The sequence below is a fragment of the Pseudomonas rhizozeae genome (assembly GCF_031583775.1).
GTDB lineage: Bacteria > Pseudomonadota > Gammaproteobacteria > Pseudomonadales > Pseudomonadaceae > Aquipseudomonas.
Genome location: NZ_JAVLSB010000014.1, coordinates 1 through 24,215, shown reverse-complemented (window position 1 = coordinate 24,215; position 24,215 = coordinate 1). Strand labels below are relative to the sequence as shown.

The 24,215-nt window shown below is 60.4% G+C and carries 21 protein-coding genes and 1 pseudogene; 7 read left to right on the top strand and 15 right to left on the bottom strand.

Annotated elements, in window-relative coordinates:
- Positions 1 to 59 precede the first annotated feature (59 nt).
- The 9 genes and pseudogenes from RG836_RS02960 to RG836_RS02920 all read right to left on the bottom strand — a co-directional run bounded on the left by RG836_RS02960 (position 60) and on the right by RG836_RS02920 (position 9,020).
- The gene (locus RG836_RS02960) at positions 60 to 1,370 is read right to left on the bottom strand and encodes a hypothetical protein (RefSeq protein ID WP_310843072.1); all 1,311 of its coding nucleotides are present in this window, start codon (positions 1,368 to 1,370) and stop codon (positions 60 to 62) included.
- Between the two features lie 44 nt (positions 1,371 to 1,414).
- Positions 1,415 to 2,161 carry a hypothetical protein gene (locus RG836_RS02955; RefSeq protein ID WP_310843071.1) on the bottom strand — a complete coding sequence of 249 codons (747 nt, stop codon included), beginning with the start codon at positions 2,159 to 2,161 and terminating at the stop codon, positions 1,415 to 1,417.
- A gap of 42 nt (positions 2,162 to 2,203) precedes the next feature.
- Complete coding sequence (locus tag RG836_RS02950; protein WP_310843070.1) at positions 2,204 to 2,884, bottom strand: C39 family peptidase; 681 nt, start codon at positions 2,882 to 2,884, stop codon at positions 2,204 to 2,206.
- A 63-nt stretch (positions 2,885 to 2,947) separates the two neighbouring features.
- A complete protein-coding gene (locus RG836_RS02945) occupies positions 2,948 to 4,015 on the bottom strand; it encodes a heme utilization protein (protein ID WP_310843069.1) in 1,068 nt (355 codons plus the stop codon).
- A gap of 71 nt (positions 4,016 to 4,086) precedes the next feature.
- Positions 4,087 to 4,659, bottom strand: a complete 573-nt coding sequence (locus RG836_RS02940; protein ID WP_310843068.1) for an adhesin — start codon at positions 4,657 to 4,659, stop codon at positions 4,087 to 4,089.
- Between the two features lies 1 nt (position 4,660).
- Positions 4,661 to 5,110, bottom strand: coding sequence for a hypothetical protein (locus RG836_RS02935; RefSeq protein WP_310843067.1), 450 nt, complete (start codon positions 5,108 to 5,110; stop codon positions 4,661 to 4,663).
- A 357-nt stretch (positions 5,111 to 5,467) separates the two neighbouring features.
- A pseudogene (locus RG836_RS02930) lies at positions 5,468 to 5,998 on the bottom strand (AAA family ATPase); the annotation flags it as partial.
- A complete protein-coding gene (gene pnuC, locus RG836_RS02925; protein ID WP_310843066.1) occupies positions 5,995 to 6,561 on the bottom strand; it encodes a nicotinamide riboside transporter PnuC in 567 nt (188 codons plus the stop codon). The gene pnuC and the pseudogene RG836_RS02930, both read right to left, overlap by 4 nt.
- An 824-nt stretch (positions 6,562 to 7,385) precedes the next feature.
- The gene (locus tag RG836_RS02920) at positions 7,386 to 9,020 is read right to left on the bottom strand and encodes a methyl-accepting chemotaxis protein (protein ID WP_310843065.1); all 1,635 of its coding nucleotides are present in this window, start codon (positions 9,018 to 9,020) and stop codon (positions 7,386 to 7,388) included.
- A gap of 287 nt (positions 9,021 to 9,307) precedes the next feature.
- Here RG836_RS02920 and RG836_RS02915 point away from each other — a divergent pair, with 287 nt between their 5' ends.
- Positions 9,308 to 10,138 carry an undecaprenyl-diphosphate phosphatase gene (locus tag RG836_RS02915; protein WP_310843064.1) on the top strand — a complete coding sequence of 277 codons (831 nt, stop codon included), beginning with the start codon at positions 9,308 to 9,310 and terminating at the stop codon, positions 10,136 to 10,138.
- On the top strand, positions 10,135 to 10,575 hold the full coding sequence (locus RG836_RS02910; protein ID WP_310843063.1) for a DUF1294 domain-containing protein: 441 nt from the start codon (positions 10,135 to 10,137) through the stop codon (positions 10,573 to 10,575). The genes RG836_RS02915 and RG836_RS02910 overlap by 4 nt, the downstream gene beginning before the upstream one ends.
- On the opposite strand, the gene RG836_RS02905 is transcribed toward RG836_RS02910, so the two are convergent.
- Both RG836_RS02905 and RG836_RS02900 read right to left on the bottom strand, forming a co-directional pair.
- The gene (locus tag RG836_RS02905) at positions 10,572 to 10,934 is read right to left on the bottom strand and encodes an MmcQ/YjbR family DNA-binding protein (protein ID WP_310843062.1); all 363 of its coding nucleotides are present in this window, start codon (positions 10,932 to 10,934) and stop codon (positions 10,572 to 10,574) included. The genes RG836_RS02910 and RG836_RS02905 overlap by 4 nt on opposite strands.
- Positions 10,931 to 11,839, bottom strand: a complete 909-nt coding sequence (locus RG836_RS02900; RefSeq protein ID WP_310843061.1) for a LysR substrate-binding domain-containing protein — start codon at positions 11,837 to 11,839, stop codon at positions 10,931 to 10,933. Before RG836_RS02900 ends, RG836_RS02905 begins: the two co-directional genes overlap by 4 nt.
- A 127-nt stretch (positions 11,840 to 11,966) precedes the next feature.
- On the opposite strand from RG836_RS02900, the gene RG836_RS02895 reads away from it, so the two are divergent.
- Together RG836_RS02895 and RG836_RS02890 are read left to right on the top strand one after the other, a co-directional pair.
- Positions 11,967 to 12,575, top strand: coding sequence for an FMN-dependent NADH-azoreductase (locus tag RG836_RS02895; RefSeq protein ID WP_310843060.1), 609 nt, complete (start codon positions 11,967 to 11,969; stop codon positions 12,573 to 12,575).
- 265 nt (positions 12,576 to 12,840) lie between these two features.
- Entirely contained in the window at positions 12,841 to 13,878 is a 1,038-nt protein-coding gene (locus RG836_RS02890; protein WP_310843059.1) for an alpha/beta hydrolase family protein, read from the top strand.
- A gap of 163 nt (positions 13,879 to 14,041) precedes the next feature.
- Here RG836_RS02890 and RG836_RS02885 read toward each other — a convergent pair whose 3' ends face one another.
- Together RG836_RS02885 and RG836_RS02880 are read right to left on the bottom strand one after the other, a co-directional pair.
- Positions 14,042 to 15,229 (bottom strand): MFS transporter, encoded by a 1,188-nt coding sequence (locus RG836_RS02885; protein WP_310843058.1) that lies wholly within the window; start codon positions 15,227 to 15,229, stop codon positions 14,042 to 14,044.
- Positions 15,230 to 15,564: 335 nt separating this feature from the next.
- Positions 15,565 to 17,154, bottom strand: a complete 1,590-nt coding sequence (locus RG836_RS02880) for an ABC-F family ATPase (protein WP_310843057.1) — start codon at positions 17,152 to 17,154, stop codon at positions 15,565 to 15,567.
- 496 nt (positions 17,155 to 17,650) lie between these two features.
- Between RG836_RS02880 and lpxO the strand changes: the two genes are divergently transcribed.
- A complete protein-coding gene (gene lpxO / locus RG836_RS02875) occupies positions 17,651 to 18,550 on the top strand; it encodes a lipid A hydroxylase LpxO (RefSeq protein WP_310843054.1) in 900 nt (299 codons plus the stop codon).
- Between the two features lie 108 nt (positions 18,551 to 18,658).
- On the opposite strand, the gene ligD is transcribed toward lpxO, so the two are convergent.
- Together ligD and ku are read right to left on the bottom strand one after the other, a co-directional pair.
- Entirely contained in the window at positions 18,659 to 21,217 is a 2,559-nt protein-coding gene (gene ligD, locus RG836_RS02870) for a DNA ligase D (RefSeq protein ID WP_310843053.1), read from the bottom strand.
- A gap of 33 nt (positions 21,218 to 21,250) precedes the next feature.
- Positions 21,251 to 22,138, bottom strand: coding sequence for a non-homologous end joining protein Ku (gene ku / locus RG836_RS02865; RefSeq protein ID WP_310843051.1), 888 nt, complete (start codon positions 22,136 to 22,138; stop codon positions 21,251 to 21,253).
- 192 nt (positions 22,139 to 22,330) lie between these two features.
- Between ku and RG836_RS02860 the strand changes: the two genes are divergently transcribed.
- The gene (locus RG836_RS02860; RefSeq protein WP_310843050.1) at positions 22,331 to 22,639 is read left to right on the top strand and encodes a hypothetical protein; all 309 of its coding nucleotides are present in this window, start codon (positions 22,331 to 22,333) and stop codon (positions 22,637 to 22,639) included.
- A gap of 40 nt (positions 22,640 to 22,679) precedes the next feature.
- A complete protein-coding gene (locus RG836_RS02855) occupies positions 22,680 to 23,828 on the top strand; it encodes a PQQ-dependent sugar dehydrogenase (RefSeq protein WP_310843049.1) in 1,149 nt (382 codons plus the stop codon).
- Positions 23,829 to 24,215 lie beyond the last annotated feature (387 nt).

Below are 24,215 nucleotides of genomic sequence, written 5' to 3'. Positions count from 1 at the left end.
CTTATTTCACACCCAATGAAAAACCCCCGCGAGTGCGAGGGTTTTTTGTGCGCTGACGCTTAGAAGTAGTACGGGAATTTCAGGCTGAAGGAGAAGTCCGGCGCATCGTCGGTCAGGCCGATCGACAGTTGCGGCACGATGGTCAGGTTGTCGCTGGCCGCCACGGTCATGCCGACGTTGAAGTAGCCGGCGTTGGCATCGCTGGACACCACCGATTCCCAGTCGCCGCCATCCTGTTTCAACTTGCTGCGGCGTTGCACCAGGTCCGAGACCGAGAACGACATACTCATCTTCTCGTTCAGTGCGAAAGCGATACCGGCGCCGATCTGGAAGCTGTCGCCAATCCGGACCTTGCCCGGGGTTTTCTGGTTGACCGTCGAGCTAATGTCGTCGAACGATTCCTCGAGGTTGTGGGTGTAAGACAAGCTGCCGAACAGCACGGCCGGGTCGAAGGTCTTGACCAGCGAGATGCCGGGGGTGATCGACCAGACGCCGTTGCCGGTGGGCAGGGTGTCCGGCACGAACAGGTTGGAGTTGGCGTCGGTCTGGCGCAGCTTGATACCGAACGGATCCTTGCCGGTCGGGGCCTTGACGCGCAGGGTGACCACGGCGTCCGGCGTGTTATACGACTCATCCATGAACTTGTAGGCAATGCCGAAGTTGACGTCGCCGATCTCCGGATCGCGGGTCACGGTTTCTTCGCTGGTCACACTGGCCGCGCCGCCGTTGGCGCCGCCGGACTGGTACGTCGACTCGCGGTAGACCACCGGCACGTTGAGGTCGAACTGCCAGCGATTGTCGAAGTTGTAGCGCCCGGTGAGGTCGAGGGTCCAGGTGTCGGCCTTGATCCGGTCCAGGTTGATGTTACCGAGGAAGATCGAGTCCAGGGCCAGGAAGCCATTGAGGATCAACTGCCGCGTGTCGTAGCGCGAGTAGGTCAGGCCGGTCTCGAAGCTGAACTTGCCGCCGCCAAAGAAGCCGCTGGCCTCATCGTAGAGGTTGGACACCGATTGCGCCGGTTGCGAATCATCGGCCAGCGACTGACCGTAGGAACTGCCGGTACCACCGGCTGCACCACCGGAAGCCGCGCCCGCGCCGGTACCCGTTTTTGCCACTGGGGGATTGCCTCTCATGTCGGCAGGCGACTTGGCCAGGCGTTTGGGTTGCGGGGCCGCGGGCTGGTCTTCCACCTGGCGGACACGTTGCTCGAGTACCGCCAAGGCTTTTTGCTGGACTTCGTAGCGTTGTTTCAACTCCAGAAGTTCTTGTTTCAGGGTCTCGATATCCGCATCGGGCGCTGCATGCAGCATAGCCGCGGGAAACAGAGTGCTCAGACATACAACTGCGCGCAACGATACCGATCGATACATGAAGTAGCCGTCCCTTTAGTGCTCATGGTCGGAGTCAGCGTAGTTCAATATCCAAGACTTCGTAGGCCCCTGAGTTGGGTTAAATTGCAGTCCAGTGCCCCGGGGGTCATACCATTATTGTTAAGCACAACGTTTAGTTGCGTCATGTTGTTGACGAAGTTGCTGTTGCCGGTCAGACGGGTGTTTTGCAACAGGCCACTTTGCGCAACTTGTTGCAGGGCGCTGCCCTGGTTGTTGTTGGCCTGAATCGACATTTGCACGCCGCCACCGGTGGCGGAGACCGCGACATTGCCGGCGGCGTTGCTGCCGGTAATGGTCTGGCCGGCCATCAAGGCCTGGCCCTGGGTTGGTTCGAGGGCGGGGGCGCGGCTGGCTTCTTTGACGTTGATCGCAACGTTGTTATAGGCGCTGTTGCCGTCGCCGGCGGCACGAACGCTTTGGGTTACGCCCTGGGAGCTGTTCAGGCCGGCGCCACCAACGATGTTCCCGGTGCCTTGCTCAGATGTACTGCCATTGCCCCTTTCGTTAATGGTCGAGACATAGAATTCGGGTTTGATCGTAGAACTCTGGACCTGCATCGACGAACGAGCGCCGATCACATCACCACTGGCGTTGCGCCAGGTGCTGCTCATGACAATGCCGAAGCTGATAATGCGCCCCGGCATCACATAACGACCGCGAAGCTCGGAAAGCTCCTGGTCCTTGATTTCGATAGGTTTGAAACTTTGTGTGGCGAAGCTGGATGTACTTGCGGCCAGGCAGGCGGCGGCCAGCCAGTATGAAGTTTTCATCTACTGCTCCCGGAGCGTCCTGCTCCTTTATTGTGTGGACGCTTAAAAGAAATCGCTCTGGATAAATCCAAAGTCCATCAGTTCGGCATCTTTGACCGGGTTGAATTGATCGAGCTTGTTCTTGGCCGTCAGCGGCACAGGCGGATCGAGCAAAGCGTTGGCTTTGTCGTAACCGGGGCCGACGATGGCGAAAACAATACCGTTCCAACCTTTGACAAAGTCATCGTGGGAGTAGCGTTTATGACCCAGTACCGGGTCGGCGATATAGACCCAGTCCTTATCGGAGCGCTGCAACACCACGAAGTGCTTGTAACCACGAATATCCACCAGTACCACCACCGGGATCGTCACTGCGTCCAGTTTTTCCCTCGGTATTTTGTAGCCCCGGGCACGCATGCCGATGCTTTCAACGTAGCGTTTCATGTCGAGCATGGAAAAACCCTGGGTACGAACCAGGTCCTGGTCAGCATTGACCAGCATGCCTTTGATGATGTGCTCCTCATCGACGTCGAGCCAGTAAGCCTGGCGCAAGATCGTCGCCAGCGCGGCGGCACCGCAACTGAAGTCGGTCTTTTGCTCGACGATGTCGCTGAACTTGCGCTCACGTACGCTTTGCACTTGCTTGTAGACGAGTACACCGCCGGGAAGGGCGGCGACCGGGATCTGCCCGGCCTGGGTCAGGCCAGCAAAGCACAGCAGGGCAATGAGAGCAGGTTTGCGCATGTCGGTTACGCCTGTGCGGACTTGTGGAAAAGCCCCGTTGCCGGGGCTTTCTGACTTTCGCGATTACAGGCAGGCTTTGCAGCCCGCAGCGATGGACAGCGAGTTGCTTTGTTGGTTGCCCACACCAGCCGAGGTGTTGAAGCCGCCGTTGCCGGAGAAGTTGTTCCCCGAGTTGGTCATGCTGGCATTGTTGATGGTTGGGTTTTTCCAGCCATCTTTGGTCAGCACTTGTTGAGTGGTCACACCGGCCAAGCCGAATACACCCACTGCGACGAAGTCGGAAGTGGTATCGCCGTTGCCGCCGTGGTTGCCACCACCGTTGCCGCCACCATTACCGCCTTTGTTGCCGTAACCGCCACCGCTGTGACCACCACCGTGACCGCCACCGTTGCCATTGCCTTCGGTAGTGGCTTCACCCACTGCGGCAAACGCGCCAGCTGCTGCGAAAGTACCGGTGAGGGTATCTTTCTTCATGACAGCAACGCCTTTGTTGTCGACATTCAGGCCAGTCGAGGACTGGTTAGCCGAGGCAGCGGCTTGAGCCACACGACCGCCGGACACAGCGATAGCGAGGTTGTTTTTCTGTTGGTTGAAGTTGCCGGCGGTGACGTTGACACCGATGTTGCCGGAACCGTCGTTACCCACGCTGCTCATCGTAGCGTTGTTGCGGGTCGACGAGTTTTTCACGTAGTTGTTGGTGTTGTACTGAGTGGCGCTGGAAGCAGCGACCGCGGTGCCGAAAATAAAGGCTTCGTCGGCGGTGGCCAGTGCAGCGGCGTTGTCTTGTTGGTTGCCGTCACCGCCTGCAACGTTGGCGCCGATGTTGCCGTTGGAGCCGTTCAGCGAGTTCTCGGCCCGGCCGTTGTTTTCGGTGCCCTGGTTGCTCACGCTGTTGCCCGAGCTGTTCTGCACATCAAGCACGGCAGCCCCAGCGCCGGCACCGATCTGCAGCAGTTCTTCCAGGCTTGGGCCTTCGGGTTCGTGGTTGCCACCGCCGTGGTTACCGCCACCACCGTGGTTGCCGCCGCCGCCACCACCATGATTGTTGTCATTACGGTCCGCGTGTGCGGCCATTGCCATTACTGCTGCGAGGGCGAAAACCAGTGGTTTGATAGCCATTGTTGGTTTCATGGTGTTTCTCCGTGCTTATTAGTTGGTTAAGTGTTGGTACTTTCTAATGCACTGCTCACTGCGGTATTGGGTCAGTCAGCGACCCGGATGCTCAGGGTGTTAGCCATGCGGTTCCCCACCCCTGCACTCTGGTTCACCTGGGTTACTCCACGGCTGCCGGTGAAGGCCTGGTCGCTGGTAACGACCTGGCGACTGCCGATTGGGGTGCCAGTTGCTCCTGAGCTTGGTAGCAACGCCACGTTCTGTTGAGAAAGGGCGCTATCGTCAACGCTCTGCGGTGCAGCACTGATGCTGACCCGCACAGCGTTGGCCATCTGGTTGTTGGCACCGGAGGCCTGGTTGACGCCCAGGATCCCGTTGCCATTACTGAAAGAGGTGCCGCCGATGGTGGAGCTCGCGTTGACCGAGCGATCAGCGGGCGTATCGAGTTTCTGCTGGATCTGGGTGCTCGCGTTGGCGTTGGTGCCAATGGCGATCGCCTTGACGTTGGTCTGCTGGTTCTGGTCGCCGGCGGCCTGGTTGACGTTGTAGTTGCCTTTGTAATAGGCGCCGGAATCATGAATCCTGGCGGTGTCGATGGCGCTCGGGTCGGCCATTGCGCTGGTGCTGGCCAGCATCGCGATGAGGATCAGCGAACGATTCATCTTATTGCCCCCCGGCCAGGCGACCGAGTGGGGCCAAGCCCGAACTCATGGCGCGATTGATCGTGCCGGAAATCGCGCTGCCACTGCCGCCACCGTGGCCCGCACGCATGCCCGGCATGCCGGCAGGATTGGTGACGGTGTTGAGGCCGGGCAGTTGAGAGTTGTTCTGCGTCATGCTGTTGCGCATCGCTGCACCGCTGGCAACTCCGGCGAAATCGCCATCGGACAGTTCGGTGCTGGTCATGCTCTGGCTGATGCGAGCGGAAGGGTTGGCGTTGACAGTGGTCGGGTAGGGGTCTTTGCCGGCGCTGCGGCCAATGGCGTGCGGCTGGACGTCACGATTGAGAACGATCACCCCATTGCCTTCGGCCTGGGCCGACAGGCTAACCACGGTGCTGGCGGCACAGCCGATCAGCAGGAGGCAGTTACAGGTTTTCTGGAAATTCCCCACGGCAGCAATTCCTTCTTCAGCGGGCTGGCCCTAGTCAGCGTTGTGAAGGAGAGAGCGAAAGCTGTGCCGCTTTTGAGTTGTCTTTGAATTTCAAGCAGTTAGGAAATGGCGGCGGGAATGCACCGTTCGGGTTGTTTCAATCGTGATACAGCGCGCTGATGGGCAAACTGAAGTTTTTAAGGGAATGGCTCTAGCGCAAGGGTTTGCTGAGTGGTGTTTCATCGCTTTAACAATCGTCATGACGAAACGGTGAAGGCGCTGTATTCGGGCCTTTTCAGGGGGCTAGGGTGTTTCAGGAGTGGACACATTGGGGTTGCAGGCAGTGAATTTGGCGGGATGTGGGGACTCTCGATCCGCCAATAGTCGCTCGACCGCTGCAACCGCTAAGGCTCGGCGTTGTACCCAATCGCCCTGAATGACCTCGAATGGCTGAGCATGCTGTCGCAGCCAGCGTTCAGTGGCCTCGAAAAACGCCTGGCGCTGGGCGAGATCGGGCTGGCAACGCTGGCCATCATCGGTCCATGGTACGGCCTGCGGCGACAATAGCAGGTGCAGGTCGTAATGCCGCGCCAGCAGCGCCGGTTCCAGCCAGTTCGGGCAAGCGCCGAACAGGGTCTGGCTCCAGAGCATATTGCTCAGCAGGTGGGTATCGAGGATCAGCAGCGCCGGTTGCTCCGCACGCGCTGCATCTTCCCAGGCCAGTTGCCCGTGGGCGATCTCGGGAATATCCGCCAGGCAAGTTTCACGAGCGTTTTCGCCCGACAGGCGCTGCTCGATGAACCAGCGCACATACTCACCCACCACCACGCCACCGAAGCGCTGCAGCAATTCGGCGGACAGCCAGCTCTTGCCGCTGGATTCAGGGCCGGTCAGCACCAGGACTTTCATGCGGCACGCAGCGCCGGGTCGGCCTGCCATTCACGCCAGCCTTGCACGGCAATCACGGTGAACACGGCATACAGCCCGGCGGTGAGGTAAAGGTCTTTGTAAATAAACAGGCCGACGAAAATCACATCCAGGGCAATCCACAACGGCCAGCACTGTACTCGCTTCTGCGCCATCCACCCTTGCGCCACCAGGCTGAACCCGGTGAGCGCGGCATCCAGCCAGGGCTGCGCGGCATCGGTCCAATGCGCCATGGCCGCCCCAAGCAGCAGACTGCCAACACCGCCGACCGCCAGACCACCCGCAATCGAGAGCGCGCCCAGGCTACTGACCTGACGCCCCGCATGCGTCGCGCCGCCCCGCGTCCATTGCCGCCAGCCATACACCTGCAACCCGGCATACACCACTTGCAGCAACATGTCGGAATACAACTTCACGTCGTAAAACACCCAGCTGTACAGCAACACCATCACCAACCCGATCGGCCAGCACCAAGGGTTCTGCTTGACCGTCAACCAAACCGCAACCACGCCGAGCGCAGCAGCAAACAGTTCAAGCCCGGACATGGACGTTTCCTTGGGGGAGTGGAAGAGGGCGCGATTGTACTGTTTTTTGCGGCGAGGAGGCTTGGCACCCTTAGCCTCCGGGACCGTCTTGGCTGTCTTTCACCTCGGGTGTGAGAACAATCAGAGCTTAATTGCCTGGCCGGGACTCATCGCTGGCAAGTCGAATCGTCGCACCGCAGCTCCCACAGGGTTTTGGGACATCCGCAATTTACTCGTCAGCAGGGAAGTAGCCATCGCTGGCAAGCCCGCGATGAGGTGCACGAGCCATGGAGATGTATTGCCTCACGGGACGCCTTCGCGAGCGAGCTCGCTTCCACAAGGGGAACACGAACAATCCGAAGCCAGGTCGGCTACTAGGCCGCCTCGGCTGCTCTTGATCTGGCTTTTGCTTTTGATCTGCTCTGCCCCGTGAACCAGAGGCAGAACGCAGGTCTTGCGCAGTGGGCACCTCGGCAGGGATGCCGAGGTAGCCGCCCCCGGCCAGGGATGGCGGATGGCGGCGGGCCCACGGAGCAAGGCCGGAGTGAGGGAATGCCGAGCCTTAGCGAGGCACCGAATGGAGGGGATTAAAGCGCTTGGTTACTTGGCGCTTTTCCAAGTAACCCGCTGTAAGAGCGGAACCCATATCAGCCTTCACAAAAGAAATGGATATGTACACCTGCAAAATCTCTAGTGGCTGATAAAAAGTCATCGCTGGCAAGCCAGGCTCCCACAGTGTTTGGGGACATCCGCGATTTCCTCGTCAGCACGAAAATAGCCTTCGTCGGAACGCCGCTCGGAGCCGGCTCGCTCCCACAAGGGAACACCACAGCCCGGCTACCGCATCAAACCCGGAACTGGCGCAGCAACCCGTTCAACTGCTCGCTCAAGTCCTTCAACCGTACACTGGCCACGCTCGACTGTTCCGCCGCCAGCGCGGTGCTGTGGGACAGGCCGGCGGCCTGGGTGACGTTTTGGTTGATGTCCTCCACCACATGCGCCTGTTGCAGCGTCGCGCTGGCAATCGAGGTGTTGAGGCCATTGAGATTGCGCAACGCCTGGCCAATCGCATTCAAACTGGCGCCGGCCAGGCCGGCCTGTTCGATGGTCAGTTGCGAGGCGCGGCTGCTGTCGCCGATCACCTTGACCGCTGCCTCAGAATGATTCTGCAAGCGCTCGATCATTGCCTGGATTTCCGCCGTGGATTTCTGCGTGCGCTGCGCCAACAGCCGCACTTCATCGGCTACCACCGCAAAACCACGGCCTTGCTCGCCGGCACGGGCGGCTTCAATCGCGGCGTTCAGCGCCAGCAGGTTGGTCTGCTCGGCAATCGAACGGATCACCTCCAGCACCGTGCCGATCTGCGTGCTTTCCGCAGCCAGGGTGCGAATCACCTCCACCGCTTGATCGATGGTCCCCGAAAGCTTGTCGATCTGCTGCAGGCTGCTGTCGATGTTGATCTGGCCCTGCTGCGCCTGGGATTCGGCATCGCGCATTTCGCTGGCGGCCTGCTCGGCGTTCTTCGCCACGTCCTGCACGCCGTAGGTCACCTCGTTGATCGCAGTGGCTACCAGCTCCATTTGCTGCGATTGCTGGTGGCTGCGCTGCTGGGCCTGCAAGGCGTCGTTGCCCAGGTCACTGGACGACTGGCCCAAAGCGCTGGCTGAAGTCTGCAACTGGCTGACCACCAGGCGCAGCTTTTCGGTAAAGGCATTGAAGTGCCGCGCCAGTTGCGTCACTTCATCCTGGCCGTGGGTGTCGAGGCTGCGGGTCAGGTCACTTTCGCCGCTGGCAATATTGGCCATGGCGTTGACAGTTTCCTGCAACGGCCGAACGATGCTGCGGGCGATCAACACCACCAGCAGCGCCATGATCAACGCGATCACCAGGCCGACCGCCGAGGCTTTCCACACTTGCGCCTTGAACTCGGCCTGGGTGTCGTCGATATACACCCCGGAACCGATGATCCAGCCCCAGGGTTCGAACAGTTTGACGTAGGAGGTTTTCTCCACCGGCGCCTCGGCACCGGGTTTCGGCCAGCGGTAGTCGACCATGCCGGCGCCCTTGGCCTTGGCTATGACCACCATTTCGTTGAACACTGCAAAGCCGTCCGGATCACGGATCGCCGAAAGGTTCTGGCCTTCGAGCTTGGCGTTGACCGGGTGCATGACCATGACCGGTGTCAGGTCGTTGATCCAGAAGTATTCGTTCTGGTCGTAGCGCAAGCCACGCACCGCGCTCAACGCTTGCTTCTGCGCCGCATCGCGACTCAGGGTGCCGGCGGTTTCCAGGCCATGGTAATACGCGAGAATGCCGCTGGCGGTCTGCACCACATGCTGGGTTTTCTGCGCCTTGGCGTAATACAGGTCGTCGTGAATCTGCTTGAGCATCAACACGCCCAACGTCAAAAGCATCACGACGGCCACAATCAGTATCAGCCACAAGCGTCGGCTGATCGACACACTGCGCAAGCTGTTCATAACGCTGTCACCTCGGTTTCTTGTTCTGGTAATAAAAGACCACCAGCATCCAACCACGCTTCGCGGTGCGGGCCTATGCGACCCAAGTCCAATTACGCCGCAGCGTTAATCGGGCATGTCTGATAGGATCTCGGCCCCGCGCGCCAAAACCTGAATCCAAGTTGATTTTTCACGGAATTTTTACCGTTTCGTGTGGATCCTGCGCGCGGCAATTCAGCTCGAACAACAGGCTGGCATTAAACAATATCGATGGGGCCTGCCGCCGCGCAGCGCTTCTTGGGGGATTGATGGATCTTTGGACCGCCGTGCAGGCACTTATTCTTGGCATTGTGGAAGGGCTGACGGAGTTTTTGCCGATTTCCAGTACCGGGCACCAGATTATCGTCGCTGACTTGCTTGAGTTCGGCGGCGAACGGGCGATGGCGTTCAACATCATTATTCAATTGGGCGCCATTCTCGCTGTGGTCTGGGAGTTCCGGAAGAAGATCTTTGACGTGGTGATTGGCTTGCCGACCCAGCCAAGCGCCCGGCGCTTTACCGCAAACCTGCTGATCGCCTTCCTGCCGGCCGTAGTGCTTGGGGTGATTTTCGCCGACTTGATCCATGAATACCTGTTTAACCCGATCACCGTGGCTGCCGCGCTGGTCATCGGCGGGATCATCATGCTGTGGGCCGAACAGCGCCAGCACGAAGTGCACGCCGAAAGCGTCGACGACATCACCTGGAAAGACGCGCTGAAAGTCGGCTTCGCCCAGTGCCTGGCGATGATCCCCGGCACCTCGCGGTCCGGCTCGACCATCATCGGCGGCTTGCTGTTTGGCCTGTCGCGCAAAACCGCCACCGAGTTTTCTTTCTTCCTGGCAATGCCAACCATGGTCGGTGCGGCGGTGTACTCGGGCTATAAGTACCGCGAGCTGTTCGTCCCGGCGGATTTCCCGGTGTTCGCAATCGGCTTTGTCACCGCGTTCATCTTCGCCATGATTGCGGTCAAGGGGCTGCTCAAGTTCATCGCCAGCCATAGCTACGCGGCATTCGCCTGGTATCGCATTGCGTTTGGCCTGCTGATCCTCGCTACCTGGCAGTTCGGCTGGGTCGACTGGTCCGCCGCGCAACCATGAGTGACGCCAGCGCCCGGCGCCGTCCCGAGCGCCCGTCCGGCCGCAACGCCGGCGGGTCGATTCAGCACCTGCGCCTGAAACTGCTGATCTTCGTCCTGCTCTGCGCCTTGCCGCTGGGCGGCTCGGTGCTGCTGTGGCTGCGCCAGGGCACGCCCATGGCGTTGGCAGCCTACGGCGTAGTCAGCGTGGTCGCGTTTGTGCTGTATTGGAGCGATAAGCGTAAGGCGCAGACCGCCCGCTGGCGCACCCCGGAGAACGTCCTGCACGCCCTGGAAGCCGCCGGTGGCTGGCCCGGTGCGTTGCTGGCGCAGCAGGTGTTCCGGCACAAAACCCGCAAAGTCTCGTTCCAACTGGTGTTCTGGCTGATTGTGTTGGCGCACCAAGTGTTCTGGATTGATCAACTGTTCCTCGGCGCACACCTGCTGGCGTTGTTCTAGAGCAGCAGGCCGACCTGGGTTTTCTTCGGCAACTTGCTCACCACCAATTGGTGCGAGCGCTGCAGCAGACCGCGCAACTCGTCAGCGCCGAGCGGGTAGGGCGTGTTCATGATGATCCACTGCGCCCGCGCCAGATACGGCGCCGGGTGGATGCCGGGGCGGTCGCAGTGGCCGAGGAACAAATCCTTGTCGACCTTGAGCGCCAGCGACTCACCGCGCAGGTTTTGCAAGGCGAACATTTTGCTGCCGGCAATCGAAAACACCCGCACACCGCCCCATTTATAGTCCTCCCGCGCGCCAGGCAGGCTCAGGCAAAACTCGGCGACGTCCGCTTCGTTGAGTTTTTTCTTCACGGTCATAGCCGGCGCTCTCCACAGCCTTCGAAGGTTTCAACCAAGTGATCGATCCAGGCGCGCACCGCCGGCAAAACGCCGCGCCGATGCGGGTACACCGCTTGCAGCCAGCCGCCGGGCAGCGACCACTCAGGCAGCAACTGCACCAGGCCACCGTTGGCCAGTTCTTCCTCGCAATACATCATCGGCAGCGGGGTGAAACCGTGGCCGGCGAGGGCGCTGGCTTTGCGCACGATGAAATCGTCAATGCCCAGCCGCGCCTCCATCACCAGGTCAGCGCTTTTGCCCTTTTGATCAAGCATGCGCAGGTGCACCATGCGATCGGCCTCCAGCGCGCCGAGCACCGGCACACCTTTGAGGTCATCGGGATGAGCAATGTTGCGACCTTCGAGGAAAGCGGGGCTGGCCACCAGTAGCATTTGCGCCTGGCGCAGCCGTCGAGTCACCAGCAGCGGGTCTTCATCGCCTTGTTCACGGACGCGCAGCGCTACGTCGACGCCTTCGGCGATCAGGTCAACGCGGCGGTTGAGTAGCAACATCTCCAGCTGTACTTGCGGGCACTTTTCCAGAAAGGTGCTGACCACGTCGGCCAGAATCTCGTGGGCCAGCCCCACCGGGCTACTGACCCGCAGCCGGCCACGGGGCTCGCTGGACATGCTCGCCACTGCCTCATCGGCCATTTCCGCTTCCAGCAGCATGGCCTGGCAGTGGCGCAGATAACGCTCGCCCACCGCAGTAAGTTTCAGATTGCGCGTGGTGCGCTGCAGCAAACGCGCGCCCAAGCGCTCTTCCAGTTCGGCGATGCGCCGTGACAAGCGCGACTTGGGGATGCCCAGCAGGCGCCCGGCGGCGGCGAAGCCACCGGCTTCAACCACTTTGGCAAAGTAATAAAGATCGTTGAGGTCCTGCATGCGATGCTCGATTGTCCTGTCAGTGGGACAAACTATCGCATTGTTGCGGGCTAATCAGCCATTGGTTTCACCTGTAGGCTCACCTCCACTTGATCGCCCGGTGGCGATCCTTACTTGGAGTACCCACATGAAACTGCTGCATATCGATTCGAGCATCCTGGGCGACAACTCGGCCTCCCGTTCGCTGAGCCAGGAACTTGTCCAAGCCTGGAAAGCCGCCGATGCAGGCACCGTGGTGACTTACCGTGACCTGGCCGCCGACGCCATCAGCCACTTCTCGGCATCGACCCTGGTGGCTGCCGGCACCGCTGCTGAACTGCGCACCGCTGCCCAGCAGCACGAAGCTGATCTGAGTGCGTCGACCATGGCTGAATTCCTCGCCGCCGACGCCGTGGTCATCGCTGCACCGATGTACAACTTCACCATTCCAACCCAGTTGAAAGCCTGGATCGACCGCATCCTGGTCGCTGGCCAAACCTTCCGTTACACCGAAGCCGGCCCTGAAGGCCTGGCCGGCGGCAAGAAAGTGGTGATCGTTTCCACCTCCGGCGGCATCCACGCCGGCCAGCCTTCGGGCGCCGCGCATGAAGAGTATCTGAAGCTGGTTCTGGGCTTTATCGGCATCACCGACATCGAAATCGTCCGCGCTGAAGGCTTGGCTTATGGCGACGAAGTGAAGAACAACGCGATCACTGGTGCCAAAGCCAAGATCAGCGGCCAGTTCGCCGCCGCGTAAGGCTTGCGTAAAGAGGCTAACCGCCTCCGGCAATCCCCACTAAACTCTGCATTGCGGTCCTTGCAAAAGGGCCGGATGCGGAGTTTTTTGCGTTAGGTTCGATAAAAGTTTTGCGCTCAGGCATCCGTATGAAATTCTGGCCCAGGTTATGCAGTCCAAGCGTCATGCTCCCGCGCTGCAATCAACCTGTTGGCCGTCAACACTGGCACAGGTCCGCCTCTGGCGAGTACGGGTCTCTCAGTCTGGTAACAAGGGTGGTGCATCCATGGTGCGTCTTTGGGCAATGTTGCTGATCTGCCTGCTCGGCGGCTTGAATTCAGTGCACGCCGCGCCAGCACCGCATCCGCATTGGAGCGTCGGTTATCACGAGATGACCTTCCGCGATCCGCTGGATCTTCAACCCATGCGCGCCATCGCCTTTTACCCTTCCAGTGATCTCGAACACGTCAGTCAGTTGGAGGGCTACCAGGTCGAAGCCGGCCAGGACACCAAAGTCGCCATTGGCCGCTTCCCGATGCTGATGCTGTCCCACGGCAACGTCGGCACGCCGCTGGCGCTGCACGATCTCGCCACCTCGCTGGCGCGCAAAGGCTTTGTGGTGGTGGCGGTGATCCATCCCGGCGACAACTCCAAGGATCACAGTCGTCTGGGCACCTTGAGCAACTTGTATGGGCGGCCGATCCAGATTTCCGAAGCCATCACCGCGACCTTGGGCGATGCGATGCTCGCGCCGTTCGTCAATCCGCAGCAGGTGGGGGTGATCGGGTATTCCGCCGGCGGCGAGACCGCGCTGATCCTTTCAGGCGCGACCCCGGACCTGAATCGCTTGCGCCGTTACTGCCAGGAATGGCCGGACGACCGCGACGCCTGCAACACCCAAGGTGAACTGATCGTCGACCGCGACGACCTGCAACCGGTCGCCGACCCACGAGTGCATGCGCTGTTGCTGATGGCGCCGCTGAGCTTGAAGTTCGGGCGCCACACCCTGGCGGATGTGCATGTGCCGGTGCTGCTCTATAGCGGTGACGGCGACAAACTGGTGGCCTTCGATAAAAACGCAGCGGCCCTGGCGCGCAAACTGCCAATCGCTCCCGACTTCAAACTGCTGGCCGGGGCAGGGCACTTCGTGTTCATGGCGCCGTGCACCGAACAGCAAATCATCGCCATGCCGGCGCTATGCACCGATGCTGACGGCGTCGACCGCGAAGACATCCACCGCAACCTGATCTCCGAAGCCGGGCGCTTCTTCTCCCACACGCTCGGCAAACCAAGCCGGGCGGGGATGCAGACGGCGGATCAGTAAGCGCGGTTGTCCAGACACCACAGTGAATTGGGCATTGGGTACAGCTTTCCTTGTGGGGGGAGCCTGCTCGCGAAGAGGCCAGCAGCTCCAACAAGTTTATTAACTGATACACCGCCTTTGCGAGCAGGCTCGCTCGCACATAGGCGGGTGGGCCGCTCGCGATCTAGGCTATTGCCCGTCGCTTGAGCAGCAACGTCAACCCCAGCGCACTCACCGACAGCAACGCCGCGCAGAAGAAGATCCACGAATAGCCCAGGTTCAGTGCCACCGCACCCATCAGCGGCCCGGCAATCGCCAGCGCCAGGTCGAAGAACACCGCGTAGGCACTGAGCCCGGCACCGCGACTGGAGTTAGGCACTTGCTTGATGGCTTCCACCCCGAGCGCTGGATACACCAGCGACAGGCCAAACCCGGTCAGGCCAGCGCCGATCAGCGCGAACGCAGTAGTCGGCGCTAGCCACAGCAGGGTCAACCCGAGCGTCTCGATGCACATGCAGGCAATCGCCGAGGTAAAGCCGCCGAAACGACTGATCGCCGAAATAAACACCAGGCGCGCCAGGATGAAACAGATGCCGAACACGGTCAGGCAGTACGCCGCGCCGCTCCAGCCGCGATTGACGTAATAGAGGGTGATGAAGGTGGTCAGGGTGCCGTAGCCGATTGACGCCAGGCTGAGGCTGGCACCGAACGGCGCGATGCGGCCGAACACCGCCCAGAACGGCAGGCGCTCACCGCGCACCACGGGAACTGATGGTTTATTGCGGATCAGCAGTAAAGCGCCAAGCGACAGCGCCGTCAAAGCAATGCCAAGGCTGGAGAAGCCCAGCTCTGCCACCATCACTACCCCCAGCGGCGCGCCAATCGCGATGGCGCCATAAGAGGCGATGCCGTTCCAGGAGATCGAGCGCGCCGTGTGTTCCGCCCCGACCGCGCCCATGCACCAACTGATGGTGCCGACGCCGATCAGGCCCTGGGCGATGCCCAGCAGCAAGCGACCGGCAATCAAGATTAACAGGCTCAGCAGCGGCAGGCTTTGCAGCAGGGTCGACAACCAGGTCAGCACGCCACTCAGCGCAATCCCCAGCAAGCCATAGACAATCGCCCGTTTGGTCCCGACGTTATCCGACATCCGCCCGGCCATCGGCCGGCTGAGCAGGGTGGCCAGGTACTGCGAGCCGATGGTCAGACCGGCGACGATGGCACTGAAACCCAATTGTTCATGCACATAACCGGGAATCACCGCAATCGGCAGGCCGATGCAGATAAAGGCGATAAAGGTATAAAACACGATGGAAACGATCTGCAGCGTGATCGCCATGGAGCTTTGCGGAGGTTGTTGCTGGGCAGGCATGAGGGTTCGTTCGCGGGCGGCGGTGGGAGAACGGCATAATCGCAAGGGGCGGCGATAAAAGAAAGCAGGCTAACTATATTCGTTGCCGTCGAGGCCTCTTCGCACGAGGAGTTGAGGTCCACCACTTCACTGCATGACCGGCCGCTTTCGCGAGCAAGCCCGCTCCCACAGTGTCACCGGTGCAGCCACAAATTCTCAGTACGCCCCAAAATCCTGTGGGAGCGAGCCTGCTCGCGAAGGTGTCAGCACCACAGATCACTCACCCCAGAATGCAAAAAGCCCTGTCACAGGGACAGGGCTTTTACTTGCTAGCAGCTTGAATCGAGTGGCTGCTATTAAAACACCACGCCCTGACTGCGCAGGTAATCATCATAGGTCCCGCTGAAGTCGATCACGCCACTCGGGCTCAACTCGATGATGCGGGTGGCCAGGGACGATACGAACTCACGGTCGTGGCTGACGAAGATCAGCGTGCCCGGGTAGTTCTCTAGCGCCAGGTTCAGCGCCTCGATGGATTCCATGTCCAAGTGGTTGGTCGGTTCGTCCATGATCAGCACGTTCGGCTTTTGCAGAATCAGCTTGCCGAACAGCATGCGGCCTTGCTCACCACCGGAGATGACCTTGACCGACTTGAGGATCTCGTCGTTGGAGAACAGCATGCGGCCGAGAGTGCCGCGCACCAGTTGCTCGCCGCCCTGGGTCCATTGGCCCATCCAGTCGAACAGGTTGCAGTCGTCTTCGAAGTCGTGAGCGTGGTCCTGGGCGTAGTAGCCCAGTTCCGCGGCGTCGGTCCATTTCACAGTGCCGGCGTCCGGGGTCAGTTCGTTGACCAGGGTGCGCAGCAAGGTAGTTTTGCCGATGCCGTTCGGGCCGATGATCGCCACACGCTCGCCGGCTTCAACCTGGAAGCTGAAGTCCTTGAACAGTGGCTTGCCGTCAAAGCCTTTGGCCATGCGCTCGACGATGACCGCCTGACGGTGCAGCTTTTTGGTCTGTTCAAAACGGATGAACGGGCTGACGCGGCTCGATGGCTTGACTTCGGCCAGCTGAATCTTGTCGATCGCCTTGGCACGGGAAGTCGCCTGCTTGGCCTTCGAGGCGTTGGCCGAGAAGCGGCTGACGAACGATTGCAGTTCGGAAATCTGCGCTTTCTTCTTGGCGTTGTCCGACAGCAGTTGCTCGCGGGACTGGGTCGCCACGGTCATGTACTCGTCGTAGTTGCCCGGGAACAGGCGCAGCTCGCCGTAATCCAGGTCAGCCATGTGGGTGCACACGCTGTTCAGGAAGTGACGGTCGTGGGAGATGATGATCATCAGGCTGGAGCGCTGGGTCAGGATGTTTTCCAGCCAGCGGATGGTGTTGATGTCCAGGTGGTTGGTCGGTTCGTCGAGCAACAGCACTTCCGGATCGGAGAACAGCGCCTGCGCGAGCAACACGCGCAGTTTCCAGCCTGGCGACACTTCGCTCATCGGGCCGAAATGCTGCTCGATGCCGATACCCAGGCCCAGCAGCAATTCGCCGGCGCGGGATTCGGCGGTGTAGCCGTCCATCTCGGCGAACTCGGTTTCCAGCTCGGCCACGGCCATGCCGTCTTCTTCGGTCATTTCCGGCAGCGAGTAGATGCGATCGCGCTCGGCCTTGACCTTCCACAGCTCCTCGTGGCCCATGATCACAGTGTCGATCACGCTGAATTCTTCGTAGGCGAACTGATCCTGGCGCAATTTACCCAGGCGCACGTTCGGCTCGAGCATGACCTGGCCGCCGGACGGCTCGAGGTCGCCGCCGAGGATTTTCATGAAAGTCGATTTGCCGCAACCGTTGGCACCGATCAGGCCATAGCGGTTACCGGCGCCGAATTTCACCGAAACGTTTTCAAACAACGGCTTGGCGCCGAACTGCATCGTGATGTTAGCTGTAGAGATCAAAGGTTTTTCCTGCGAAGCATTCAGAGTAGCAAGGGTTGCGGCAGTACCGATTCAATAGCCGTTGGCGCCGATACCGAACACGGGACATTCACCCCGGTCAGTCGCGCAAGGTCCGTCTGGCAATAAGTGGACAGCTGCATGTAGAGCGCTTGGCCCGAGTCGAAGTGCGCTGAAACCGTAAGTCTTGACGGCATCAACCAAGGGGGGCGCGTAATGTTTGGCGGCGATTGTACTGGTCTGGCTCTGTAAACGATAGGGCGCAGGCCGGTTGTTGCTCCATTCGGTGTGGCGGTCGCGACTTTTTTATCAGCGCAAGGTTCACTATTGGTTACAAACTGTGGCTAAAATGCCAGCCATCGTCCCAGCGCCAAGACTGGCATGGGCTCATGGATGTGCCGCCGGGACCGCTGTTCGGTATTCAGACACTGCACCAGTCCTTTTTGGCCAAGTCCCGCAAGGGCCGCAGTTTGTTCACTTCTGACGTGTGACGATTTCCGTGAAACTCATCATTGCCGCTATTTACGTTGTATCCATCGCGTACGTTCACTTGCGCGGTCGCGTGCGTCACAAGTTGAGTCGCCAGTTGAGCGACCATTCTTCGTTCCTGGCGCCGATCAATTGCTTCCTTTATATGTTTTCGAAGATCCCCAACAAGCCGTACCTGGATGCCAAGGATTTTCCTGACCTGAGCCCGTTGCAGGCGCATTGGGAAGAAATCCGCGAAGAAGGCCAGAACCTGATGCGCGCCGGCGAGATCAAGCGCTCGAACCAGTACGACGACGTGGGCTTCAATTCCTTCTTCAAAAGTGGTTGGAAGCGCTTTTACTTGAAGTGGTACGGCGACAGCCACCCGTCGGCGATGAAGCTGTGCCCGCGTACCACTGAACTGGTGCAAAGCATCGGCTCGATCAAAGCGGCGATGTTCGCCGAACTGCCGCCGGGCTCGAAACTGGTCCGTCACCGCGACCCTTACGCCGGTTCCTACCGTTATCACCTGGGCCTGGACACGCCGAACGACGCCGGCTGCTACATCAACGTCGACGGCGAAAACTACCACTGGCGCGACGGCGAAGCGGTGATGTTCGACGAGACCTTTATTCATTACGCGGAAAACACCACCCAGCAGAACCGCATCATCCTGTTTTGCGACATTGAGCGCCCGATGAAGTACCGCTGGGCCGCGGCGTTCAATAGCTGGTTCAGCCGTAACGTGATGTCGGCCGCCGGCGCGCCGAATGATGCGAGTGACAAGACTGGCGGCATCAACCGCCTGTTCGCCAGAATCTACAAAATTCGCCTGCGCGGCAAAGCGCTGAAAAAGCGCAATCGCAAACTCTACTACCTGGAAAAGTGGTCGATTTTTGCCGGGCTGCTGGCGATCTTTATTTTGATCTGAGTGGTGTGGCGTGGCTGATTAAGTCTTCGCGAGCAGGCTCTCTCCCACCGATACAAAGCTCTGTGGGAGCGAGCCTGCTCGCGAATGGGCAATCCATGCACTCCAAACTCAAGGCTTCCTGGCCCCCAACTGCTTCCACATCTTCGCCGTGATCTTCTGCCGATTGGCGTAACCCTCCCAGGGATCGCCCTTCAACCCCTCCAGCCGTTCCTGCAAATTGTCCACGGTCCATTGCGCCGAGCCTTTGAGTGTCTTCAGTTCGTCCCGGGCAATTGGCACTGACACCGCCAACCCTGGCCGCGCGCGAACCGAATACGCGGCTACGGTACTGGCGCCCCGGGCGTTGCGCAGGTAATCGACGAAGATCTTGCCCACCCGGTTTTTCGGGCCCATGGTCGCGGTGATCCGTTCCGGCAATTGCTGCGCCATAAACTGCGCGATGGCTTTGGCGAAGGCTTTCACCGTGTCCCAGTCGTCCTTGCGGGCGAGCGGCACGATGATGTGCATGCCTTTGCCGCCGCTGGTTTTCAGAAAGGCGTCGAGCCCCAGTTCATCCAGCACCGACAGGGTCAGTTGGGTCGCCTCAATCATCGATTTCCACGGCAGGGCCGGATCCGGATCGAGGTCGAGCACAAACAGGTCGGGGGTTTCGATGCGGTCGCTGGTGGCGCCCCAGGTGTGCAATTCGATAGTGCCCATCTGCGCTGCACCGATCAGCGCTTGCGGAGTGTCGATTTCCATCAGCCGCGCATGGCCGGGGTCCAGATCAGGTTCCAGTTGCTTGATGTTGGGGATCGCCAGGCGTTCGGAGTGCTTCTGGAAAAACTGCTCGCCCGCCACGCCTTCCGGCGCCCGCAGCAACGACACAGGACGACCGCGCAAGAACGGCAGAATCCGTTCGCTGATCGCCTCGTAAAACTTCGCCAGTTGCAATTTCTGCACGCCACTGTCGGCATCGATCACCCGATCCGGGTGGCTGATCTTCACCCCGGCCACGGTATCGTTGTCTGCCTTGGCCGATTTGGCTTTGGTGGTTTTTACCGGCTCGGCGGTTTTCTTCGCCCGGTTCATTTGCATGGTCGGTTGCTCATGAATAATCTCCGACGCCGGTTTATCGGTGCGCAGGGCCACGAAGGCCGCTTGGCGCACCACGCCCTCGCGCGTCCACTCGGCAAATTCGACTTCGCCGACCAGTTCCGGCTCAACCCAATGCACGCCGCGGGCCTGGGCCGAGGTCAGCGATTTGGCCAGCGGCGATGATTTGCGCTCACGGGCCTTCAGTTGTTCATGAATGCTCTTCAACGAGGCCTGGTTGAAACCGGTGCCGACCCGCCCGGCATAGACCAGCCCCGACTCATCATTGACCCCCAGCAGCAACGCGCCGAAGCCGCTGCGCGAACCCTGAGGCTGGGTGTAGCCGATGATCACGAATTCCTGGCGCATGCGGCACTTGAGCTTGATCCAGTCATCGCTGCGGCGCGACACGTAGGGGCTGCCGGCGCGTTTGCCAATCACGCCTTCCAGGCTCAGCGCGCAGGCGCTCTCAATAATGTCTCGGTGATGGGCGGCGAAGGCTTCGGAGAAACGCAACACTTTTGGCGACTTGCGGCCCAAGGCTTTTTTCAGCGCGGCGCGGCGTTCTTCCACCGGCAGCTCGCGCTGATCCACGCCTTGCAGGAACGGCGCGTCGAACAGGTAATAAACGATGTCGACGCTGCGGCCAATCTCGAACGCGTTCTGCAACGCCTGGAAATCCGGCAAACCGTGCTCGTTGAGCACCACCACTTCGCCGTCGAGCCAACTGTCCTTGAGGTTCAGCGCGGTCAACGCTTTGTGCTGCACCGGCAACTTGGCGCTCCAGTCATGGCCGTTGCGGGTCAGCAGTCGAACTTCGCCGTCTGCGATACGCGTGAGAATTCGGTAGCCGTCGAATTTGATTTCATACAGCCAATCGCCGTCCGGTGCGCGCTCCACCAGGGTCGCCAGTTGCGGCGCCAGGGTGTCGGGGAGGGTGGCTTTTTTGGGTGCGGACTTGGCGGCGGGTTTGGCTTTCGGCGTGGCTTTGCTTTTGGCCGGGGCTTTGGTTTTTTTGTCGCCGACCGTGGCGTCGCTCAGCACGCTTTTGGGCAACGCCTGGACGATGTCGTAGTCGCTGGCCGGCCTGGCCTGGGCGTCTTTTTCCTTGATCAGTAACCATTGCTCCTTGTCGCCGCTGCCGCGCAGATGAGTGCGGACCAGCGCCCATTCACCCGCGAGCTTTTCGCCGATCAGAGTGAATTTCAGTTTGCCGGCCTTGTAGGTCGCTTGCGGATCGCCATGGGGTTGCCAGACGCCGTGGTCCCAGACGATCACATCACCGGCGCCGTACTGGCCTTCGGGGATATTGCCCTCGAAACTCCCATACCCCAGCGGGTGATCTTCGACGTGCACCGCCAGGCGCTTTTGCGTCGGATCGAGGCTCGGGCCCTTCGGCACGGCCCAGCTCTTGAGCGTGCCGTCGAGTTCCAGGCGAAAGTCGTAATGCAGGTTGCGCGCGTCGTGCTTCTGGATCACGAACCGCAATGCCGACGCCGTTTTCTTTCCACGCTTGGCGGGTGCTGCCTCAGGTGGCTCCGAGGTGATGTCGAAGTTGCGTTTGCGGGTGTACTCACTCACGGGTTTGGCCATGACGGATTACCTTGCACCTGGATGACTGCGGCGTTAGCCCCGCGATGTCTTGGTTTTCTTCGCGGCTGCCGGTTTGCTCGGCGTCTTGCTGGTTTTCGCAGCAGTGCTTTTGGCCGCGGGTTTGGCCGTGGCCTTACCGCCCAGGCTGCGTTTGAGCAACTCGGTAAGGTCGATGACGTCGGCACTCTTGCGTTGTTCCTCGCCGGTTTCGGTCTCGACGTTTTCGATCTTGCCTTCGCGGGCTTTCTTATCCACCAGGGCCATGATCTTGTCTTCGAAACTGTCGCGGTAATCCTCGGGCTGCCAGTCGGCGCTCATGTCCTGCACCAGGCGCTTGGCCATTTCCAGTTCACCCTTGACCAGGCTCGGGTCGGTGACTTCCTTGGTCAACGCTAATTCATCGAGGCTGCGCACTTCCGCCGGCCAGCGCAGCATCACCAGGACCATCGCCGATTCCAGCGGCATCAGCGCCGCCAGATGCTGGCGGGTGTGCAGCACAACGTGGGCGAGGGCGACTTTCTTGGTGCTGATCAGGGTTTCACGGAGCAGGGCGTAGACCTTGCCGCCGCGTTTGTCCGGCGCCAGGTAATAGGGCGTATCGATGTTCTGCAGGGGAATTTCCTTGGAGTCAACGAAGGCGAAGATATCGATGGTCTGGGTCGACGCCGGGTGCGCCGAACGGATTTCTTCTTCGCTGAGCACGACGTAGCGTCCCTTTTCGTGTTGCACGCCTTTGACGATGTTTTCCTTGGTGACTTCCTTACCGGTGACTTTATTGACCCGCTTGTAACCCACCGGGTCCATCGTCCGTTTGTCCAGCCAGTCGAAGTCGACCCCTTGAGAGGAGGTCGCCGACACCAACGCCACAGGGATGTGCACCAAGCCGAAACTGATTGCGCCTTTCCAGATTGCCCGTGCCATGACTGTGTACTCGCAAAGTGATGTTCAGGTGACCTGTGGCATTGGGCAAAAGTTTCTCCGCATTTACAGGGCGGATCGGGCGTGGGGTCAACTCCTGTTACATCTGTGGCGAGAAGTTTAATTAACAAAAGCGAACGGCCGGCGTAGCGTGCTATCGAACACCCTGTTATCCGCGTGGCAGAGAGGTTGCTCATGAACGCAAGCGCATTGTCCATTGGCCTGTTGCTGTTGGCCGCCACCGTCGGCGCGCCGCAGGCGATGGCGCAGAGCCTGCCCAACAGCAACAACAATCCCTATAACAGCCCGATTCACCGTGCCAACCCCAACAGCATGCAGGGCACCCGGCCGAGCACGCCTGCGGTTCGCGGCCCCGCCGTCAACCCGGTGCCGCGTCCACCGACCCTGCAAAACGGCGGCATTGGCAACAGCGCGCCCCGTCCGGCGCCGGCCCCGAGCAGCACGCCCAAGGCCGAATCGCGTAACTCTGGCAACACTCGTTAACCGCTCCCGTCGATCAGCTTCAAGACAGAAGGAATACTGCATGTTGCGTAAAACCCTCCTGGCCAGCTTCTGCGCCAGCGCTTTACTGGCCGGCACCGCGCCGGCATTCGCCGCCGCTCAGGAGCTGAAAAGCGAACAAGGCACCCTGGAAGTCACCACCGTGGCGCAAGGCCTGGAACATCCTTGGGCGCTGGCATTCCTGCCGGATCAGCAAGGCATGCTCGTCACCGAGCGCCCCGGCAACCTGCGAGTAGTCGGCCTCGATGGCAAGCTGTCGGCGCCCTTGAGTGGCGTGCCGAAAGTCTGGGCCAAGGGCCAGGGCGGTCTGCTCGACGTGGTGCTGTCGCCGGACTTCAAGCAGGACCGAATGGTTTACCTGTCTTACGCCGAAGGTGGCGGTCAGGGCGACAAGGCCGGCACGGCCGTCGGGCGCGGACGCCTGTCCAAGGACCTGACCGGGCTGGAGGATTTCAAGGTGATCCTGCGCCAGGAACCGAAACTGTCAGTCGGCAACCACTTCGGGTCACGGATGGTGTTCGATCGCGATGGTTACCTGTTCGTCACCCTGGGTGAAAACAATGATCGACCCACCGCCCAGGATCTTGACAAGCTGCAAGGCAAAGTCGTGCGCATCTACCCCGATGGCCGGGTGCCGGATGACAACCCGTTCGTGGGCCAATCCGGCGTGCGCCCGGAAATCTGGTCCTACGGCCAACGCAACCCGCAAGGCGCGGCGCTGAACCCTTGGACAGGCGTGCTCTGGGAAAACGAGCACGGCCCACGGGGCGGTGATGAAATCAACGTGATCGAACGCGGCAAAAACTACGGCTGGCCTACCGCAACCCATGGCATCAACTACTCTGGCCAACCGATCCCCGAAGCCACCGGCAAAACCGCCGAGGGCACCGTCAACCCGCACCACGTCTGGGAAAAATCCCCGGCCATCAGCGGCATGACCTTCTACGACGGCGACCGCTTCAAGCCGTGGCAGCACAACGTGTTCATCGGCGCCCTGGCGACTCAAGACCTGATCCGCCTGCAACTCGATGGCGACCGCGTGGTGCACGAAGAACGCCTGCTGGGCGAACTCAACAAACGCATCCGCGACGTGCGCCAGGGCCCGGATGGCTATTTGTATGTGCTGACGGATGAAGAGAACGGTGGACTTTACAAGCTGGGGTTGAAGTAGATCCCCGTAAACGCGGGTTAGGCGGCCACCTCGACAGTTTGCGATTTAGTTTGCCGTTTGTGGTGAGGGGGCTTGCCCCCGTTGGGCTGCGAAGCGGCCCTAGCTGTTGCTTCCGGCGTAGTCGGACGCTCCGCTCCGCTGTAAGAGCGGAACCTATATCAGTCATCACCAAAGGAATGGATGTGTACACCCTCAAACCAAGCAGCGCCTGACTATCAGTCATCGCTGGCAAGCCAGCTCCCACAGGGTTTTGGTCAATCCTCGGATATTTAGTGGCTGATAGTCAGCTTTCGTCGGAACGCCGCCCGGAGCCGGCTCGCTCCCACGGAATTACGCGCACAGCCCGGAACCAGGGTCGGCTATAAGGCCGCCTCGGGCGCTGGTGCT

What these genes read in the sequence shown, in the direction of transcription:
- RG836_RS02960 (WP_310843072.1), bottom strand. Translation starts at nt 1,370, where the DNA reads ATGTATCGATCGGTATCGTTGCGCGCAGTTGTATGTCTGAGCACTCTG.
- RG836_RS02955 (WP_310843071.1), bottom strand. Translation starts at nt 2,161, where the DNA reads ATGAAAACTTCATACTGGCTGGCCGCCGCCTGCCTGGCCGCAAGTACA.
- RG836_RS02950 (WP_310843070.1), bottom strand. Translation starts at nt 2,884, where the DNA reads ATGCGCAAACCTGCTCTCATTGCCCTGCTGTGCTTTGCTGGCCTGACC.
- RG836_RS02945 (WP_310843069.1), bottom strand. Translation starts at nt 4,015, where the DNA reads ATGAAACCAACAATGGCTATCAAACCACTGGTTTTCGCCCTCGCAGCA.
- RG836_RS02940 (WP_310843068.1), bottom strand. Translation starts at nt 4,659, where the DNA reads ATGAATCGTTCGCTGATCCTCATCGCGATGCTGGCCAGCACCAGCGCA.
- pnuC (WP_310843066.1), bottom strand. Translation starts at nt 6,561, where the DNA reads ATGTCCGGGCTTGAACTGTTTGCTGCTGCGCTCGGCGTGGTTGCGGTT.
- RG836_RS02920 (WP_310843065.1), bottom strand. Translation starts at nt 9,020, where the DNA reads ATGAACAGCTTGCGCAGTGTGTCGATCAGCCGACGCTTGTGGCTGATA.
- RG836_RS02915 (WP_310843064.1), top strand. Translation starts at nt 9,308, where the DNA reads ATGGATCTTTGGACCGCCGTGCAGGCACTTATTCTTGGCATTGTGGAA.
- RG836_RS02910 (WP_310843063.1), top strand. Translation starts at nt 10,135, where the DNA reads ATGAGTGACGCCAGCGCCCGGCGCCGTCCCGAGCGCCCGTCCGGCCGC.
- RG836_RS02905 (WP_310843062.1), bottom strand. Translation starts at nt 10,934, where the DNA reads ATGACCGTGAAGAAAAAACTCAACGAAGCGGACGTCGCCGAGTTTTGC.
- RG836_RS02900 (WP_310843061.1), bottom strand. Translation starts at nt 11,839, where the DNA reads ATGCAGGACCTCAACGATCTTTATTACTTTGCCAAAGTGGTTGAAGCC.
- RG836_RS02895 (WP_310843060.1), top strand. Translation starts at nt 11,967, where the DNA reads ATGAAACTGCTGCATATCGATTCGAGCATCCTGGGCGACAACTCGGCC.
- RG836_RS02890 (WP_310843059.1), top strand. Translation starts at nt 12,841, where the DNA reads ATGGTGCGTCTTTGGGCAATGTTGCTGATCTGCCTGCTCGGCGGCTTG.
- RG836_RS02885 (WP_310843058.1), bottom strand. Translation starts at nt 15,229, where the DNA reads ATGCCTGCCCAGCAACAACCTCCGCAAAGCTCCATGGCGATCACGCTG.
- ligD (WP_310843053.1), bottom strand. Translation starts at nt 21,217, where the DNA reads ATGGCCAAACCCGTGAGTGAGTACACCCGCAAACGCAACTTCGACATC.
- ku (WP_310843051.1), bottom strand. Translation starts at nt 22,138, where the DNA reads ATGGCACGGGCAATCTGGAAAGGCGCAATCAGTTTCGGCTTGGTGCAC.
- RG836_RS02860 (WP_310843050.1), top strand. Translation starts at nt 22,331, where the DNA reads ATGAACGCAAGCGCATTGTCCATTGGCCTGTTGCTGTTGGCCGCCACC.
- RG836_RS02855 (WP_310843049.1), top strand. Translation starts at nt 22,680, where the DNA reads ATGTTGCGTAAAACCCTCCTGGCCAGCTTCTGCGCCAGCGCTTTACTG.